Below are 17,990 nucleotides of genomic sequence, written 5' to 3'. Positions count from 1 at the left end.
CCCCCGCCCGGCCCTGCCTATCAAAGCTTCGGCATCTGCCCGATCCGCGCCACCATTTCGCTCACTACCTGCAGGTCCAGCATGAACTGCTCTACGGTCTTGAACTCATTGTCGTTGTGCCCGGTGTATTTCACATCCGGCATGGCAAGGCCGAACTGCACGCCGTTGGGCAGGTCGTGTACCGAGGTTGCACCGGCCGAGGTACCGAACTCATGCTTCATGCCCAGGTTCTCGCTGGCTACAGCCAGCAGGGCCTTGACCCACTCGCCTTCGGGGTTGCGGTACATCGGCTCATCCAGGCTGTAGTCGAATGCCACCGAGATATGGCTCTTATGGGTCCAGTTGCCCAGCTTGCCAACCAGCTCGTCCTTGATCGTGGCAATCGGCTTGCCCTTGGGAATGCGCAGGTTCACCGCCAGTTTCAGGCCTTTGTCATCCACCCCTACAAAGGTTGGCGATGCAGTCAGCGGGCCCATGAACGCGTCCTTGAACGCCACGCCCAGTTTGTTCCCCAGGTAGTCCAGGCCCCAGTTGTCAGCAGCGTAGCGGGCGGCGTCGGTGAAGTGGTTGTGCTTGAGCGGCACCTGCTGGCCGAGGCCATTGATGAAGTCGAGCATGCGCGCCACCGGGTTGACCCCGGACTCCGGTTCCGAGGAGTGGGCAGAAACACCGGTCACGGTGAGCAGTACCTGTTTGCCATCGGCCTTGGCGTCGATGCTGAAGTCGCCCCCATGCTGCTTCACATATTTGGCACCAGCCTGCTGCAGGTGTTTGGCCAGCTGTGCAGGGTTGTCGGCGTTCAGGGTGGCTACCGATGTGGTCGGGATCTGATTGGTGGCCAGGCCGCCGGTCAGGTTGACGATTTCAGCACCTTTGCCGCTGGCCTGGCGCTTGCTGAAGCTGGCCATGACCGTGCCGTAGCCTTTCTCGGCGATCACCACCGGGTAGCCGCCGTCCAGGGCCAGGTTGTAATCGGGGGTAGGGTTGCGTTCGAAGTAGTAGGGGATGGCATCACCGCTGGTTTCTTCGGTGGTGTCGATCAGCAGCTTGAACTGCCGGGCGAGTGGCAGGTTTTCGTCCTTGGCCACTTTCAACGCGTACATTGCCACCACGATGCCGTTCTTGTCGTCTTCGGTGCCGCGACCGTACATGCGGTCGCCCACCAGGGTGACTTTGAACGGGTCCAGGCGGGTGCCGTCGGCCAGCTTCCAGTTGTCCGGGTTGACCGGCACAACGTCGGCATGGGCATGTATACCGATCACTTCCTTGCCGCTGCCGAGCGAAATCTCGTACACCCGGTTGTCGATGTTGCGGAAGGCCAGGCCGAAGCTGTCGGCCAGGGCCTTGATCTTGTCGGCAATCTTGAGGAACTCGGGGTTCTCGTACTGCGGCGTACCCTCGATGTTGAAGGTGGGGATGGCTACCAGCTCGCGCAGGGTTTCGGTAGCGGCCTTGCCATACTTGATGCGGGTATACAGGCCGAGCAGGCGGTTGATTTCGTCTTGTTGCTCGGCGGCCAATGGCTTGTTGGCCAGGTAGGCATCGAGGGTTGCCTCAAGGTTGTCGGCCTTGGCTTGCTCGCTGCCTTTGAGCTTGTCGAGGAACTGCCTGAAGTCGCTTGGGTTGCTGCCGTCGAAGGCTTTGACGATGGCAGCGGACTGCTGTTGGGAGAGGTTGGCCTGGGCCGGCTGGGTGAACAGGCCGATGCTGGCCAGCAGCAGGGTGGTGGCGGTGAGTTTTTTCAGGTGCATGGTTGCGCGCATTCCTTCGCCAGTCATTGTCATGGGTTACCCGTCAGAAAACGGGAAGACGCCCACGCTAACACCAATGACCCGTGGCACGGGAGTACCAGAAACGCGACATGTCGCACAAACGAAAAAGCCCCGGGCCAAGGCCCAGGGCTTTTTTGATATGGCGCACTCGGCGGGATTCGAACCCACGACCCCTGCCTTCGGAGGGCAGTACTCTATCCAGCTGAGCTACGAGTGCAACGCGCACGCATGATACCCATCTGAATCGGTGGCGTCCATCGCCTTGATCTGTGGCCTTTTTTCCTCTGTTGCCAGCACCGACAGCCAGGATTTCATCTATCCATATGCGAAATGAATATTTCCGCTAGCCGGTTTATGCCCACTATCAGCAAGGGTGAGCGCTTCATCGAGTGCGACTACTGGAGCGGCCAGATGATGTGGGAGTTCCACCAGGAGCTCGAAGGCGGCAATGGCCCGGTGTTCCTCAAGCTTGATCACCTGGCCGAAGAGACCATCCAGAATATCGAAGAGATCCTGCACAGCAACGAGCGCCCCAGCCGTGGCCAGTTCCACGCCGGGCGTGGCACCGACTATCGCCAGCACATGGTCGAAATGCACATCTCCGAAATCGGTTTTTGCTCCGGGCATTCGGCATCTGGCGTGTGGGTCAATGAAAAGGCCGAAACCAGCGTCAAAGGGTTGTATGCCGCAGGCGATATGGCTGCGGTGCCGCACAACTACATGCTCGGCGCCTTTACCTATGGCTGGTTCGCCGGCGTAAACGCCGCGCACTACGTGGCCGGGCGCGAACTCGCCGAGGTTGATGCCGCACAGGTGGAGCGCGAGCGCGCGCGGGTGTTTGCCCCGCTGCAGCGTGAGCATGGCCTGCCGCCCGCCCAGGTCGAGTACAAGCTCAGGCGCATGGTCAACGATTACCTGCAGCCGCCCAAGGTGACCAAGAAGATGGAAATTGGCCTGGCGCGCTTTGCCGAGATCGAGCGTGACCTTGAGCAGATGAAAGCCAGCAACCCTCATGAACTGATGCGTGCGATGGAAGTGTCAGTGATTCGCGACTGCGCCGAGATGGCGGCGCGCGCCTCGCTGTTCCGCGAGGAAAGTCGGTGGGGGTTGTACCACCACCGGGTGGATTTCCCTGAGCGCAACGATGGCGAGTGGTTTTGCCATTGCCACCTGAAAAAAGGTGAGAACGGTGAAATGACCAGTTTCAAGAAGGCTGTCGAACCCTACCTGATTGCCCTGGAAGCCGATGAGCAGACCGCTTATGACCGGTTGCGGGTGAAGGCTGATGCAGCGTGAATGGGGCTGCTTCGCAGCCCAATCGCTGGCAAGCCGGCTCCCACAGGTACTGCATCGGCGGTGAAGTCTGCACCCTCCTGTGGGAGCTGGCTTGCCGGCGATGAGGCCATCAGCCTCTGCAAAAAACAGAACGAGGGCCACAGGCCCCAAGGACTCCGTGAAATGGCCTACCAGCCGCAAGAAATCTTCTTTCGCAGCAGCGCCCCGGTCACCATCGACGAAGACAAATGCATCGCCGAAAAAGGCTGCACCGTGTGCGTCGAGGTTTGCCCCATGGACCTGCTGGCGATCAACCCAGCCACGCAAAAGGCCTACATGGCCTTCGATGAATGCTGGTACTGCATGCCCTGCGAGAAGGATTGCCCCACTGGCGCGGTGAAGGTCGACATTCCGTACCTGCTCCGCTGATTCATCCTGCCATCCGGTCAACCCCCGGACGCCCTCCTGCTGTGCCCCTCGTTTCCCACCACCCAAGCCGGGGGCGGAGACGACGCCAACTCTTATAACGATTCGAGGGGAAATACCCATGCGCCTTGCAGCAACCGTGGCCGGCCTCGCGCTGGCGCTCACTGGCCTGAACGCCAGCGCCGAAACCATCCGCATCGCGATCGGCACCCAGGACACCACCATCAACTGCGCCACCGGCGGCCTGCTGATACGTGAGCTGGGCCTGCTGGACAAGTACCTGCCGCACGACGGCAAGTATAAGGATGCGACCTACCAGATCGAATGGAAGAACTTCACCAGCGGTGCGCCGCTGACCAACGAAATGGTCGCCGGCAAACTCGACTTCGGCGCCATGGCCGACTTCCCGGGGTCGTTCAACGGCGTTGCCCACCTGGATGCCGGCAAGCGCAGCCTGTTCATCAGTGTGCTGTCAGGCAGCGTGCATGGCAGCGGCAACGGCATCGTCGTGCCCGCCGCGTCCAGCGTGCAGTCGCTGGCGGAGCTCAAGGGCAAGACCATTTCGGTGCCGTTTGCTTCCACTGCCCACGGCATGCTGTTGCGCGCCGTCGCAGCCCAGGGTTGGGACCCGCAGAAGGATGTGCGGATCATCGCCCAGGCGCCGGAGATCGCCGGTTCCGCCCTGCGCAGCAACCGCATCGAGGCCCACGCCGACTTTGTGCCGTTCGCCGAGCTGTTCCCCAACCGGGGTTTTGCCCGCAAGATCTATGACGGCGCCCAGGCCAACGCACCGACGTTCCATGGTGCCCTGGTCGATGCCGACTACGCGAAGAAGTACCCGGAAGTGGTCACCGCCTACCTGCGCGCCAGCCTTGAAGCCGACCGCCTGATCGCTGCGGAGCCTGAAAAGTACAGCGAATTGATCGAGAAGGTCACGGGGATCGAAGCCGAGGTCAATTACCTGTTCCATGGCCCGCTCGGCCTGCAGACCCGCGACCTGACCTGGAAGCCTGAATATCGCCAGGCAGTCGCAACGTCCATCGATACGCTCAAACTGCTGAAAAAGACCGACCGTGGTCTGGACACCGACAAGTTCATCGACGACCAGTACATCCGCGGGGCCTTCAAGGAAGCTGGGCTGGATTACGACAAGGCGCTGAAGAACTACGACCCGTTACCGCTCAAAGCCAATGATGCGCTGACCGGCAAGCCGATCACCGATTTCAGCCGCCTGGCACAGGTCTGGGTGCGTGGTGAAGACAAGGTACGCCACTACGCTTCGCCAGAAGCGGCCCTTGGCGCCCTGGCCCAACTGGAGCAGGAAGGCAAGGACATCCGCGCCATCTACGCCCAGGCCGCCGACAGCGGGATCAAGTTGCTGGCCAACCAGGCCTGGTTCGTGCGCAACGGCAACGGCGAACTGGCGGCGTTCCTGCTCAAGGACCAAGCCGAGCAGTACGCCAAGGCTCATGGTGGCGAGGCGCTGGACTTCGTCAGTGCCAACCAGAAGCTGGTCGCCCAGCGCTGACCGGGAGCCACCGACATGACCCGCAACCTCAAGCGCTGGCCGCTGCGCCTGGCTTCGCTGCTGGCCTGCCTGCTGTTCTGGCAACTGGCGGCAAGCGTGAAGCTGGACCTCGGTCTGCTGACGTTCACCTATGTCCCCACACCCAAGGCGGTGCTGGAAGCTGCCTGGCAATTGCTGACCTCCAGCACGCTGCTGGCGCACCTGGGCAGCAGCCTGTCGCGGGTATTTGCCGGTTATGCCACTGCGGCGCTGACTGGCGTGGCCCTGGGGTTGCTGATCGGCCGCTCGAAATGGGCTGAAGACACCCTGCTGCCGCCGCTGGAAGTGCTACGGCCGATTCCGGCGGTGGCGTGGATTCCGCTGGCGATCCTGATGTTCCCGTCGTCGGAACTGTCGATGGTGTTCATCACGTTCACCGGCGCGTTGTTCCCCATCCTGCTCAATACCGTGCACGGCGTGGAGGCTGTCGACCCGCGGCTGGTGGCATCGGCGCGCAGCCTCGGTGCCGGGCGCTGGGCGATCCTGCGCGAAGTGGTATTGCCTGGGGCGTTGCCCAGTATCGTCACAGGCCTGGCCATCGGCATGGGGACTTCATGGTTCTGTCTGGTCACTGCCGAGATGATTTCCGGGCAGTTCGGCATCGGCTACTACACCTGGGAGTCCTACACCTTGCAAAACTACCCGGACATCATCGTCGGCATGCTGCTGATCGGCGTGCTGGGCATGGGTAGCAGTGCCCTGGTCAAGCGCATCGGCGAGCTGGCCACGCCCTGGTACCGCACGCGGAGGGCCGGGTGATGAACAGCTTTCAACTTGCGCCAGGGCGTATCGAAGGGCATGGCCTGTCGATACACCTGGGGCACGGCAGCGACGCCTTCGAGGCGGTGCAGCGCTTGGACTTTGCCGTAGAGCCTGGCGAGTTTGTCTGCATCCTCGGCCCCTCTGGTTGTGGCAAGTCGACGTTGCTCGGCGCCTTGGCCGGGCACCTGGTGCCCAGCAGCGGCCAGTTGAAGGTGGACGGCCAGCCCGTTTCTGGTCCGTCGCCGCAGCGTGGCATGGTATTTCAGCATCACACCTTGCTGCCTTGGCGAAGCGTGCTCGACAACGTGGCCTTCGGCCTGAAGATGCAGGGCCTGGGCCGGGCCGAACGTCACCGGCAAGCACGCGAAATGTTGCAACTGGTAGGGCTGGCCGACTTTGCCGGGCGCTGGCCCAGCCAGCTGTCAGGCGGTATGCAGCAACGGGCCGAAATTGCCCGGGTGCTGATCAACCGCCCGGGGCTATTGCTGATGGATGAACCCTTCGGCGCCCTGGATGCGCAAACCCGTGCACGCATGCAGGAGCTGTTGCTGGATATCTGGGCAAGCATCCGTACCACCGTGGTGTTCGTCACCCACGATATCGACGAAGCGCTGTTCCTGGCCGACCGTATTCTGGTGATGAGCCCGCGCCCCGGTCGCTTTATCGAAGACATGCACCTGGACTTTGCGCGGCCACGCCGCACCCGCCTGCTGACCACCCCTGAATTCACCCACCTCAAGCGTCACTGCCTGGCGTTGCTGCGCCACGAGGAAGGCCGCGAACTGCCGCGCCTGACCCCGTTGGGCCTGCCGGCCACCGACCACCCACCGCTACGGATCGCGCTATGACTGACCGAACGACCGACAACCCCGACATCCTTGCCCTGTTGCCTCGCCTTGATGCCACCGACGCTGGCGTGCGCCGCATCGCCCTGATCGAGCTGGCCGACCTGGAAGACCCGGATGGCTTGCCTTGGCTCACCGATGCCCTGCTGGTGGACGCCGCCGACGAGGTGCGTGCCGAGGCCGCGCGCCTGCTTGAGGCCTGGGAAGAACCCGAAGTTGTGCAAGCCCTGTGCGCTGCGCTGGCCGATGTCGCCGAGCCGGTACGGCTGGCAGCAGCGCAGAGCCTCAGCGAACTCAAGAGCCTTGAAGCCGGTCAGCTGATCCTGCCTTGGGTCAAGCACGCCGATGCCTTCGTCCGCGCCAGTGCCTTGCGAGCCTTGCGCGAGCTGCGCCTGGAGGATGCTGCCGAACCAGCGCTGCTGGCGCTGGCCGATGACGATGCGGCCGTGCGGCGTGAGGCAGTGGGCATTCTTGGCTGGCTCAAGCACCAGCCGGCGTTGCTGGCGCTGGCAGGGCTCGCCCAGGCCGAGCCGGACACCGAGGTGCGCCGCGCGGCCATCGGCGCGCTGGGCCTTGCCCGGGACAACTCGGTGTTGCCTGCGCTGGTGACGGCATTGGCTGACCAGGCCTGGCAAGTGCGCGAGGAAGCCGCCACCACGTTAGGCAAAGTCGGTCAGGACCAAGCAGGCCCGGCGCTGGTGGATGCCCTTGCCGACGACTTCTGGCAGGTCCGCCTGCGGGCAGCGCGCTCACTGGGTCGGCTGCGCTATGCCGCTGCACTGGACGCGCTTGGCTTATTGCTGGGCCATGGCATTGCCAACTTGCGCAAGGAGGCAGCGCTGGCGCTGGGCGAGCTGGGCCAGGCGCGTGCCTTGCCGGTGCTGCAGGCCGCCGAGGCTGACAGCGACCCCGAGGTGCGCAAGGCTGTACGGATTGCCCTGGCGCAATTGCGCGGGGCTGCCTGATGAACGCCCCGCAAGCCATTCGCAACTTGCGCGGGCCAGGGCAGCTGCTGCTGCGATGGGAAGACGGCGAGCACAGCCTCAGCCATACCCGTTTGCGCGGTGCTTGCCCTTGCTCACAATGCCGTGCGGCGCGGCTGGCGGGGGGGATCAGCCTGGTGCGCGACGATGTGCGGGTGGAGCGGATTACCTCGCAGGGATATGGCGTGCAGCTGGTGTTCAGCGATGGGCATGAGCGCGGGATCTACCCTTGGGCTTACTTGCGTGACCTAGTCAGCAAGGGAGGCTGATCCCTCAGGCTACCGCATCCCCTATAGGAGCAGCCTTGTATCTGCCCTGAAATTGTCGCCGGTCATTCACAATGCAATCAGCTCCGGCCGCAGCCCTTCCATCCGTCGCCCCGGCGGTGGCAGGTAACCGCCATCCCCGGTGATCTGGTGCAGCACCTTCTCGCGCAGCCCATGCAGTGCCACACCCGTACGTAACCGCGGGTGTGGCAGGTCTATCTCGACCACCGATTTGATCCTGCCCGGGCGTGGCTCCAGCACCACAACCCGATCAGCCAGGTATGTTGCCTCCTCGGCATCGTGGGTCACCAGCAAAGTTGTGATACCTGCTCGTTCGCGAATGGCCAGCAGCTCGTCTTGCAGTTGCTGGCGGGTCAGAGCATCCAGGGCGCCGAACGGCTCGTCGAGCAGCAGGATACGCGGGCTGGCCACAAGGCCACGGGCGATCGCCACGCGCTGCGCCATGCCGCCCGATAGCTGGTGTGGATAGGCCGACTCGAAGCCGACCAGTCCCACCAGTTGCACGAATTCATGCACCCGCCTGGCGCGTTCACCCTGGGTGAGCGACTCGTTGACCAGCCCCAAGGCAATGTTCTGTTCCACGTTCAACCACGGGAACAGCCGGTGCTCCTGGAACACGATGCCGCGTTCGCCACCAATGCCGCTGACCGCTTGGCCGTCGACACGGATGCTGCCGCTGTATTCGGTATCAAGCCCCACCAGCAAGCGCAGCAAGGTGGATTTGCCACAACCGGATGCGCCGACGATGGCAATGAACTCACCTTCGTTGATCGACAGGTTGAAGTTGCGGATAGCTTCGAACGGCTGGCCGTCCACGCTGAACACCTTGCCGACCCCCTCGAAGCTGACCAGAGGCGGGGTGCTGTTGGGCTGGTTGGCCGCCTGCAGGTGGGCCGTGTTGAATGCGTTCATGCGGTTCTCCAGCGCGTAGCGCGCGATTCGAGGCGTTGTCCAAGGGTGCCGAGCAGGGCGCCGACCAGGCCGATCAGGACCATGGCAGCCATCACCTGGTCCATGCGGAACAGTTGCTGGGCACCGATCATCAGGCTGGCGATGCCGCCGTCCGACGGCATGAAGTATTCCGCGCCGATGGTGCCCAGCCAGGCGTAGATCAGCGACAGGCGCAGGCCGGCGAAAATCGCCGGTGCCGCGCCGGGCAGCACCAGCAGGCGCAGGCGCTGCCACAGGTTCAGGCGCAGGGTGCGGGCCGCTTCGCCCAGCTGTGGCGACAGGCTGGCGATACCGCGCTGGGTAGCGATCAGCAGCGGGAAGAAGGCGGCCAGGCCAACGAACACAAGCTTGGCCCCTTCACCCAGCCCGAACCACGCAGTGAGCAAAGGCACCCAAGCAAACAGCGCCACCTGGCGCAAGGCCGACAGGCTCGGCCCGAAGAGGCGTTCGGCTGTGCTGGAGAGCCCCAGCAGCAATCCGGCCAGCAAGCCCGCGGCGCCGCCCAGCAACAGGCCGCTCAGGGTGCGTTGCAGGCTCAGCAACAAGGCTTGCGGCAGCGACCCATCGGCCAGGCCGACGAGCAGCGTGCGCACTACCTCCAATGGCGAGGTGAGGATGTTCGGGTCAACCCAGCCGAAGCTGTTGCTGGCCTGCCACAGCACCACTATCCCCAGTGGCAGCAGCAGGCTTTGCCAGCCGCGCGGCAGAGGCCCGCGCTGCTGCTCGCCAGTGGCCGGTTGCGGCCAATACAGCAGGCGCTTTTCCAGCGCTGAGAAGCTGCGCTCCAGCGCGGCGCCGACCAGGCTGATCACCAGGATGCACAGCATCACCAGGTCGAGCATGAACAGCTGTCGCCCCCAAACCATCAGGTACCCGATCCCTTCGCTGGAGGCCAGCAACTCGACCGCCAACAGCGATGTCCAGCCAGTAGCCAGGGCCAGGCGCACGCCCGTGAGGAAGGCGGGCAGGGCAGCTGGCAGCAACAGGCGCAGGAACAGCAGGTGCTTTGGCAGGCGCAGAGCCGCAGCGGCCTCGCGCAGTTTTGGCTGGGCATCGCGTACACCCACCAGCGTGTGCAAGGTCACGGGGACCACCACGGCTTTTACCAGCACCACCAGCTTGAGCAGCTCGCCGATGCCGAAGAACAACATGAACAACGGAATCCAGGCCAGGGTGGGGACCTGGGCAAGCGCCACGAACGTCGGCAGTACCAGCGTCTGCGCCCGGCGCGAAGCACCCAGCCATACCCCCAGCAGCAGGCCGCTGGCAATGCCCGCCGCCAACCCCCAGAACAGCCGTTGCAGGCTTATCCACAGGTGCCCCCACAGCTCGCCGGAGCCAAACTCCAGTGCGCTTTGCCACACCAGTGCCGGTGCCGGCAGGATCTGCTCGCTCATCCAGTGCTGGCGGCTCGCCACCCCCCAAAGCAGTGCAATCATCACAGGCAACAACCAGGGAAGAACCCGTTTCCCAGAGCGTATGCGATCCCTGTGGGAGCGGCCTTGCGCCGCGAATGGGTCGCGTAGCGGCCCCCCCCGATTCCTGCTCAGCACTCCATTCATCGGCCATCTCTCGAAGCGTTGTTAGGTTATTCACTTATGGAATTAAAAAAACAATAAAGTGATCTTCAAGAGATAAGAGCATGCGTTCCCTGCATACGGAAGCCCTGTTGCGTTGCGTTTTCCTCATATTTTCCATGCGTTTTCCGCAAGCTCCCCGCAGCCCCGCATGTCGCCTGATTTATGCCTTCCAGTTACTGAAAGATGAAGTTTTGATCTTTGTAGGTTCTAACCAGACCTGCCTAGCTTCTGGCCAAAGCGCCGGCCATCGCCGGTGGCAGCCTGCCAAGGAGCCTTGCCATGAAAACCCCGTTGCGCCACCTGATTACCGCCCTTGGGCTGGCTTTCACCCTCGGTGCCCACGCGGCTGAACCCGCCAAGCCAGAAAGCATTCGCATCGCCGTGCCCGACCTCAGTGCCGGCAGCAAGCCCAGCGCCGGTGGCGTGGTCGATGTGCTGCGTGACCAGCAGCTACTGGAGAAGGCATTTGCCAAGGACGGCATCCGCATCGACTGGCACTTCTTCAAGGGCGCCGGGCCCGTGGTGAACGAGGCGTTGGCAAACGGCCAGGCTGACTTCGCCTATCTGGGCGACCTGGCCGCGATCGTCGGCAAGGCCAATGGCCTGGACACCCGCGTGCTGTCGGCTGGCGTGCGTGGGGTCAAGAGCTACCTGGGCGTGGTGCCCGGCTCTGGCATCAAGACCCTGCAAGACCTCAAGGGCAAGCGCGTGGCGGTGTTCCGCGGCACAGCCAACCAGCTGTCGTTCGCCAGCGCCCTGGCCAGCCAGGGGCTTTCCGAGCGTGAGCTGAAAGTGATCAACCTGGATTTAAACGCCGCCAATGCTGCGCTGGCCGCCAAACAGATCGACGCCACCTGGGGTTTGTCGAACCTGCTGTCTTTGCGAGAGCGCGGGCTGGTCGAGCTCCCGGTCAATTCGCGTGACCTGGAAGGGGCCGGCAGCACTCAGGCGGTGCTGCTGGGCACCGGCGATTTCATCCGTAAATACCCCGAGCTGGTCCAGCGCCTGATCAATGCCCAGCAGCAAGCCAGTGCCTGGCTGCGCGATGAACACAACCGCCAGGCCTATATCGATCTGGTGGCCAGCAACGCCAACTGGCCGCGCAACATCCTCAGCGATGACCTGGCCAAGGAAGACCTTGCCCATTACTTCGATCCACGCCTGGACGCTGACTTCGTAGGCCAGCTGCAGCAGGGCGTAGACCTGGCCGCCAAGGAGCGCCTGATCCGCCGTGGCTTCCAGGTAGCCGACTGGGTCGAGCCACGCTTCCTCGATGCGGCGCTGCAACAGGAACAGCCCGTGCAGGCCGCCCGTTGAACCTTCAAAAAACCCGACAATGACCGCAAGGACCATGACCATGAGCAATGCCGCCCTGGCCACCGCGCCACAAGCCCTTGAACTCGACATTCACCCGGTTGCCGGCCGTATCGGCGCGGAAATTCGCGGGGTCAGGCTGTCCGCCGACCTCGATGCCGCCACCATCGAGGCCATCCAGGCTGCACTGGTGCAGCACAAGGTGATCTTCTTCCGTGATCAGACCCACCTGGATGACCAAAGCCAGGAAGGCTTTGCCAAACGGCTTGGCGAGCCGGTAGCCCACCCCACCGTGCCGGTGGTGGATGGCACCAGCTACCTGCTGCAACTCGATGGCGCCGAAGGCCAGCGGGCCAACTCCTGGCACACCGACGTGACGTTCGTCGACGCCTACCCCAAGGCTTCGATCCTGCGTAGCGTGGTAGCGCCGGCTTCGGGTGGCGATACCGTTTGGGCCAACACGGCTGCGGCTTATCAGGAGCTGCCCGAGCCGCTGCGCGAACTGGCCGACAAGCTGTGGGCGGTGCACAGCAACGAATACGACTACGCCAGCATCAAGCCCGACGTGGACCCGGCCAAGCTGGAGCGCTACCGCAAGGTGTTCACCTCCACGGTGTACGAAACCGAACACCCGGTGGTGCGCGTACACCCGATCAGCGGAGAGCGGGCGCTGCAACTGGGGCATTTCGTGAAACGCATCAAAGGCTATTCGCTGGCGGATTCGCAGCACCTGTTTGCTGTGCTGCAAGGGCATGTGACGCGCCTGGAGAACACTGTGCGCTGGCGCTGGCAGGCGGGGGATGTGGCGATCTGGGATAACCGCGCGACGCAGCATTATGCGGTGGATGACTACGGGACCCAGCCACGGGTGGTACGGCGTGTGACCTTGGCGGGAGAGGTGCCGGTGGGCGTGGATGGCCAATTGAGCCGGACTACCCGCAAGGGCTGAGCCCAGTAGAGAACCCTGTGTAGGAGCAGCACAAGGCTGCTCCTACATCTGGCTTCGCACGCCTTCACATTTCGGTATCACAGGCAATCAACTGCCTGACCAGCCCCTGCGCCAACGGCGACAAGCCATACCCCACCCGGCTTACCACCCCATAGCGGGTATGGCACGCCTCTTCCTGCTCCGGTGTCAGGTCAGCCAGCTTCAACTGCACCAGCCCGCCCTCGCGTTGATACGGCCGCAAATTGGCATTGCAGGCAATGCCGATGGTGTCCGAATGCATCACCACATTCAGCAACGCATACCCGTGCTCGCACTCCACCGCTGGCAAGAAGTCCTGGCGCCCGCTGAGGTCGCTGAGGATCTTGCGGATGTTCGGCGGGCGGAAGGTAGTGGCCATCGGGTAGTCGAACAGGTCGCGTGCCTGCACGGCCTCCTGCTCGGTCAGAGGGTGCCCGGCGCGGCAGCAGAAATGCCAGCGTTGTGGCGTCAGCTTGTGCACCTGGTAGTCCGGGTCGGACTCGAACTGGCGCGTGTCGGCGACAAAGAACTCGATCTCTTCGGCAACCAGCTTGCGGTTCAGCGCCTGCCAGTTGTCCACCTGGAAGCAGGTGCGCGCCGCCGGGTACTCGGCCACGAAGCGCGCCACCGCCCGCGGCACCAGGCCACCGGCTGGCGCAGGGCCCGAGCCAAAGCGCACCACCCCGGTCGTGGCGCCGTTGAACTGGTGGATCTCATTGACCAGATTGTGCGCCCCATGCACCAGCCGCCGCGAATGCTCCAGCACCAGCAAGCCTTGGCGGGTGGGCGCCAGTTCTTTGCTGGCGCGGTCGACCAGGCGGCAGCCGATGTTGTGCTCCAGGGTCTGGATACTGCGGCTGAAGGCCGATTGCGACAGGTTCACCGCCGCCGCAGCGGCCACGAAACTGCGGTGCTCGACAAGGGCGATGTAGTGGCGCAGCTGACGCAGATCGATATGCATTTTCTACATTAAAACCTTCGGTCAAATGCAATTGCTGACAAGGGTGAGTCCCCTTATAAAGGGTGTTACTTATTCCACTAAATATGAATTACAAATATTTATATCACTTAAAAGAATATAAGCCCGACTGACCGCGATTCGGTTCCGCCAACGGAAATGCTCGCCAGGGCCCACGCCTCAAGGAGCATTTGCATGTCCGGACTTTCTCGTTGGCCTGCGCGCGCGTCGCGTTTCACCTTGCAACCCTTGGCCGCCGGCGTGCTACTGGCGGCGTCCTCTGGCAGCTTCGCCGAAGAGCCGGTCAGCGCCACCCCGGCGGTGGAGCAGGAGGCCAAGCTCGGCACCGTCACGGTCAATGCCCGCCGCCGCGAAGAAACCGCGCAAAGCGTGCCCACGCCGATCAGCGTGCTGGACAGCGAAACCCTGGAAACCCAGCGCATCTACCGCGTGCAGGATTTGCAACAACTGGTACCCAGCACCAACGTCGCCTACGTGCATGCCCGCCAGTCGAGCATCTCGATCCGTGGCCTGGGCAACAATCCGGCCAGCGATGGCCTGGAGGGCAGCGTCGGCATCTACCTGGACAACGTCTACCTCGGCCGCCCCGGCATGGCGGTATTCGACCTGCTGGATGTGGAGCAACTGGAAGTGCTGCGCGGCCCGCAGGGCACGCTATTCGGCAAGAACACTACGGCCGGCGTGCTCAACATCACTACGCGCAAGCCGACCTTCCACCGCGAAGGCAGCATCCAGCAGTCGATTGGCGAAGACGGCTATCTGCAAACCCAAGGCAGCTTCTCGGGGCCGATCAGCGAGACCCTGGCCGGGCGCATCAGTGCCTACCGCACCGAAGACGACGGCTATGTGAAGAACATCCACAACGGTGACGACCTCAACGGCGGCAAGCGCCAAGGCTTCCGCACACAATTGCTGTTCAAGCCCAGCGAAACATTCAACCTGCGCTGGATTGGCGAATACAACGAAGAAGACTCCAACAACGGCATCCTCAGCCTGTACAGCACCGGCCCCACCATCAATGGCGTCAACCGCTACGAAAGCCTGGCCGCCCAGGCGGGCGCGACGCTGGTGTCGGGCAAGGATCGCAAGGTCAATTTCGACGCCGACCAGCAGGTGACGGTGTTCCAGGGCGGCACTTCGGTGGAGGCCAACTGGACCTTGCCCAATGATTTCACCCTGACTTCGATCACTGCCTACCGCTGGTGGGACTTCACCCCGCGCAACGACGATGGTCTTGACGTACCGGTGTTCTACAGCGCCGGGGTTTCGGTACGTGACAAGCAGTACTCGCAGGAAATCCGCCTGGCTTCGCCTACGGGTGGCGCCTTCGACTACGTGCTGGGTGCCTATTACTTCAAGCAGGACCTGGACAACAAATCCTTTACTTACTACGGGCCGCAGGCGGATGTCTGGAACCTCACACCGGCCGGTGCGCTGAACAACGTCAACAGCATTGGTGACGGGCACATCGATACCGACAGCTATGCGTTGTTCGCCCAGGGCACCTGGCATGTCACCGACCGCCTGGACTTCACCGCCGGCGTGCGCGGTACCTATGAAGAAAAGAGCGCCTGGGTGACCCGCGACGCACCTGACGGCGGCGCCGCTGTAACCGGGGCCGCTGCTGCCGCGCGCCAAGCCCGGATAGGGGCCTACGATTCGGGCGACCTCAACCAGTACAGCTTCAGCCCTTCCGGCCTGTTGGGCCTGAGCTACCGTTTCAACGAGCAGCTGCTGGGCTATGCCACCCTGACCCACGGTGAGAAGTCTGGTGGCGTCAACCTTACTGTTGGCGCTGCACCACGGCTGGGCACCGATTCGCTGCTGGTGGGTACCGAGCGGGTAAACAACGCCGAACTGGGCCTGAAAAGCACCCTTTTCGACGGTCGCCTGCAACTCAACAGCAACCTGTTCTGGGCCGAGGTGCATGGCTACCAGGCCAACGTTTACGACCAGATCAACCGCGTGCAGTACCTGGCCAACGCCGGCAGCGTGCGCTCGCGCGGCCTGGAGTTCGAAGCCACGGCGCTGCCGATCCGCGGCCTCACGGTCAACTTCAACGGCTCGTGGAACGACGTGCGCTACACCGAATACAAGGATGCCCCATGCCCGCCTGAGGTGAGCCTGGCCAATGCCACCGCCACCTGCGACCTGTCCGGCCACCAAGTGGTCGGCGCCTCCAAGTACATCGCCAACCTCAACACCCAGTACAAGTGGCAAGCCACCGAGCATGTCGAGCCTTACGTCACTGCCAGCTATGCCTTCCGCTCGAAGGCCGTGGGCACCATCGATGATTCCGATTTCGGCCAGATCCCCAGCTATGCGCTGGTCAACCTTTCCGCCGGTGTGCGCCTGGACCAGGGCGATGGCGTGGTCGACCTGTCGCTGTGGGTGAAAAACGCCGGCGACAAAACCTACTTCACCAGCCTGTGGAACTCCGCCAACGGTGGCTATGCCGGCGTGCTCGGCACCCCGCGCACCTTCGGCGCCACCGCCCGTTACGACTTCTGAGCACAAGGAGCTTTGCCATGAATGCCAAGACCGAAACCCCTGCACTGCCTGAAGGCGCCTGCCTGACCGCCAAGGTTCCCGAGCGTGACGAGGCGCTGCTCGGCGATGTGGTTGTGAACCCGTACCGCCTGGCGCCGCTGACCGCGATCATCCGCGACGGCGGGCGCAGCCTGAGTGATGCGCATGTGCGTGTACTGGGGCGTGGCGAGCGCGGTGTGGACATTGTCTATGACGTGTCTGACCGTTCGTTGTGGACCTACGGCGGCATCCCGGTATTCGGGCTGTACCCGGACTACGTCAACCAGGTCGAGGTGACCTACAAGCTCGACGGCGAGCGCATTCGCGAGCAGTACCAGATCTACGCCCCGGCCGTGCGCCTGCCGGTGGTGGCCAGGCAGACCGCCGCGTTGCCGGAAGTGCAGCCGGTCAAGGTAGCGCCAGGCTTTGAAAAGCGCCTGTACCTGTTCAACCACCTGCAGGGTGACATCCCGGGCGGCCGCGCCTTCAAGTGGAATGCCCTGGGTGGCGCAGCGGAATGGGACCAGGTGGGCAACAACTGGATTGCCGACAGCAATGGCGATGTGCGCTGGTACCTGGATATCGAACAGATCCACGACTCCAACCGTCGCGATGGCTTGGGCGGCACCATGGGCTTCCAGCAGACCCGCGACGGCAAGCTCATCTGGGGCCAGGGCCAGACCTACTCCAAGTACGACCTGCTGGGTCGGCGCATCTGGCAGCGCAGCCTGCCCGACAAGTTCGCCGACTTCTCCCACGAAATCCGCGAAACCGCCAACGGCACCTACCTGCTGCGGGTGGGCACCAGCGACTACCGGCGCCCCGACGGCAAACGTGTACGTTCGATTCGCGACCACATCATCGAGGTCAGTGAGGCCGGGGACGTACTGGACTTCTGGGACCTCAACCAGATCCTCGACCCCTACCGTGGCGACCTGCTGGAAACGTTGGGTAAAGCGGCTATCCAGTTGCCGGAAGGGGTGCAGAAGCAAGACGAGCGTCTGGCGAATGAACTGGCCGAGGGCGACTTGCCCTTCGGCGACACCCCGGGGGTGGGTACCGGGCGCAACTGGGCACACGTCAATGCCATCGATTACGACGCCGATGACGACAGCATCATCGTTTCAGCACGGCATCAGGGCGTGGTGAAGATTGGTCGCGACAAGCAGGTGAAGTGGATTCTGGCCTCGCCCCAAGGCTGGCCTGAGCGCCTGCGCGATAAAGTGCTGACGCCGGTTGCGAGCGCAAGCTTCGACTGGTCGTGGACCCAGCACACCGCCTGGCTGACCGGCAAAGGCACGCTGACGGTGTTCGATAACGGCTGGGGGCGCGACTTTGCGCCAACCAGGCTTGCCGGCAACTACAGCCGGGCGGTGGAGTACCGTATCGACGAGGCCAAGGGCACGGTCGAGCAGGTGTGGGAGTACGGCAAGGAGCGTGGCGACGAGTGGTACAGCCCGGTGACCTCGGTGGTGGCTTACCGGCCAGAGACCGACACCCAGTTCATCTATTCGGCTTCGGTGAACTTCCTGACCCCCGAGAAACTGACCACCACCGTGCTCAACGAGGTACGGCGCGGGACCCAGGAGGTGCTGGTGGAGTTGAAGGTGCATAGCCGGCAGCCGGGCAGTGTTGGCTACCGGGCTCTGGTGATCGACCTGGCCAAGGCATTCTGATCCATCCCCTTCGGGAGGGCCGTCGGTCCTCCCTTCACATTTCCTTCAGCCCGTTCGTCTAACCTGTACTGGCCCTT

General features: G+C 63.3%; 14 protein-coding genes, 1 tRNA gene and 1 pseudogene. 11 read left to right on the top strand and 5 right to left on the bottom strand.

All coding sequences use genetic code 11. The features are described from left to right. Positions 1 to 20: 20 nt before the first annotated feature. Together ACK1VC_RS21280 and ACK1VC_RS21275 are read right to left on the bottom strand one after the other, a co-directional pair. Complete coding sequence (locus ACK1VC_RS21280) at positions 21 to 1,751, bottom strand: dipeptidase (RefSeq protein ID WP_102689382.1); 1,731 nt, start codon at positions 1,749 to 1,751, stop codon at positions 21 to 23. Positions 1,752 to 1,912: 161 nt separating this feature from the next. Then, positions 1,913 to 1,989, bottom strand: a tRNA-Arg gene (locus ACK1VC_RS21275). A gap of 149 nt (positions 1,990 to 2,138) precedes the next feature. Between ACK1VC_RS21275 and ACK1VC_RS21270 the strand changes: the two are divergent. The 7 genes and pseudogenes from ACK1VC_RS21270 to ACK1VC_RS21240 all read left to right on the top strand — a co-directional run. Continuing rightward, a pseudogene (locus ACK1VC_RS21270) lies at positions 2,139 to 3,068 on the top strand (fumarate reductase/succinate dehydrogenase flavoprotein subunit); the annotation flags it as partial. A gap of 162 nt (positions 3,069 to 3,230) precedes the next feature. Continuing rightward, positions 3,231 to 3,476 (top strand): 4Fe-4S dicluster domain-containing protein, encoded by a 246-nt coding sequence (locus ACK1VC_RS21265; protein WP_008096634.1) that lies wholly within the window; start codon positions 3,231 to 3,233, stop codon positions 3,474 to 3,476. A 118-nt stretch (positions 3,477 to 3,594) separates the two neighbouring features. After that, the gene (locus ACK1VC_RS21260; RefSeq protein WP_095116586.1) at positions 3,595 to 5,001 is read left to right on the top strand and encodes an ABC transporter substrate-binding protein; all 1,407 of its coding nucleotides are present in this window, start codon (positions 3,595 to 3,597) and stop codon (positions 4,999 to 5,001) included. A 15-nt stretch (positions 5,002 to 5,016) separates the two neighbouring features. Beyond that, the gene (locus ACK1VC_RS21255) at positions 5,017 to 5,799 is read left to right on the top strand and encodes an ABC transporter permease (protein ID WP_016484364.1); all 783 of its coding nucleotides are present in this window, start codon (positions 5,017 to 5,019) and stop codon (positions 5,797 to 5,799) included. Then, complete coding sequence (locus tag ACK1VC_RS21250; protein ID WP_191087150.1) at positions 5,799 to 6,650, top strand: ABC transporter ATP-binding protein; 852 nt, start codon at positions 5,799 to 5,801, stop codon at positions 6,648 to 6,650. Before ACK1VC_RS21255 ends, ACK1VC_RS21250 begins: the two co-directional genes overlap by 1 nt. Further along, positions 6,647 to 7,612 (top strand): HEAT repeat domain-containing protein, encoded by a 966-nt coding sequence (locus ACK1VC_RS21245; protein ID WP_016484366.1) that lies wholly within the window; start codon positions 6,647 to 6,649, stop codon positions 7,610 to 7,612. Before ACK1VC_RS21250 ends, ACK1VC_RS21245 begins: the two co-directional genes overlap by 4 nt. Beyond that, complete coding sequence (locus ACK1VC_RS21240) at positions 7,612 to 7,899, top strand: DUF971 domain-containing protein (RefSeq protein WP_191087151.1); 288 nt, start codon at positions 7,612 to 7,614, stop codon at positions 7,897 to 7,899. Before ACK1VC_RS21245 ends, ACK1VC_RS21240 begins: the two co-directional genes overlap by 1 nt. 66 nt (positions 7,900 to 7,965) lie before the next feature. On the opposite strand, the gene ACK1VC_RS21235 is transcribed toward ACK1VC_RS21240, so the two are convergent. Beyond that, positions 7,966 to 8,829 (bottom strand): ABC transporter ATP-binding protein, encoded by an 864-nt coding sequence (locus ACK1VC_RS21235; RefSeq protein WP_191087152.1) that lies wholly within the window; start codon positions 8,827 to 8,829, stop codon positions 7,966 to 7,968. Continuing rightward, entirely contained in the window at positions 8,826 to 10,430 is a 1,605-nt protein-coding gene (locus ACK1VC_RS21230; RefSeq protein WP_269669392.1) for an ABC transporter permease, read from the bottom strand. Before ACK1VC_RS21230 ends, ACK1VC_RS21235 begins: the two co-directional genes overlap by 4 nt. Positions 10,431 to 10,727: 297 nt before the next feature. On the opposite strand from ACK1VC_RS21230, the gene ACK1VC_RS21225 reads away from it, so the two are divergent. Together ACK1VC_RS21225 and ACK1VC_RS21220 are read left to right on the top strand one after the other, a co-directional pair. After that, positions 10,728 to 11,765 carry an ABC transporter substrate-binding protein gene (locus ACK1VC_RS21225; RefSeq protein WP_023048650.1) on the top strand — a complete coding sequence of 346 codons (1,038 nt, stop codon included), beginning with the start codon at positions 10,728 to 10,730 and terminating at the stop codon, positions 11,763 to 11,765. A 40-nt stretch (positions 11,766 to 11,805) separates the two neighbouring features. Beyond that, positions 11,806 to 12,711, top strand: a complete 906-nt coding sequence (locus ACK1VC_RS21220; protein ID WP_016484371.1) for a TauD/TfdA dioxygenase family protein — start codon at positions 11,806 to 11,808, stop codon at positions 12,709 to 12,711. Positions 12,712 to 12,775: 64 nt separating this feature from the next. Here ACK1VC_RS21220 and ACK1VC_RS21215 read toward each other — a convergent pair whose 3' ends face one another. Beyond that, entirely contained in the window at positions 12,776 to 13,690 is a 915-nt protein-coding gene (locus ACK1VC_RS21215) for a LysR family transcriptional regulator (RefSeq protein WP_016484372.1), read from the bottom strand. Between the two features lie 192 nt (positions 13,691 to 13,882). Between ACK1VC_RS21215 and ACK1VC_RS21210 the strand changes: the two genes are divergently transcribed. Beyond that, complete coding sequence (locus ACK1VC_RS21210) at positions 13,883 to 16,219, top strand: TonB-dependent receptor (protein WP_060518099.1); 2,337 nt, start codon at positions 13,883 to 13,885, stop codon at positions 16,217 to 16,219. Positions 16,220 to 16,236: 17 nt separating this feature from the next. Then, positions 16,237 to 17,913 (top strand): aryl-sulfate sulfotransferase, encoded by a 1,677-nt coding sequence (locus ACK1VC_RS21205; protein ID WP_016484374.1) that lies wholly within the window; start codon positions 16,237 to 16,239, stop codon positions 17,911 to 17,913. Positions 17,914 to 17,990: the final 77 nt, after the last annotated feature.

It is taken from the genome of Pseudomonas sp. XP2 (assembly GCF_053557975.1).
This window is presented reverse-complemented; position numbering and strand designations above follow the sequence as displayed.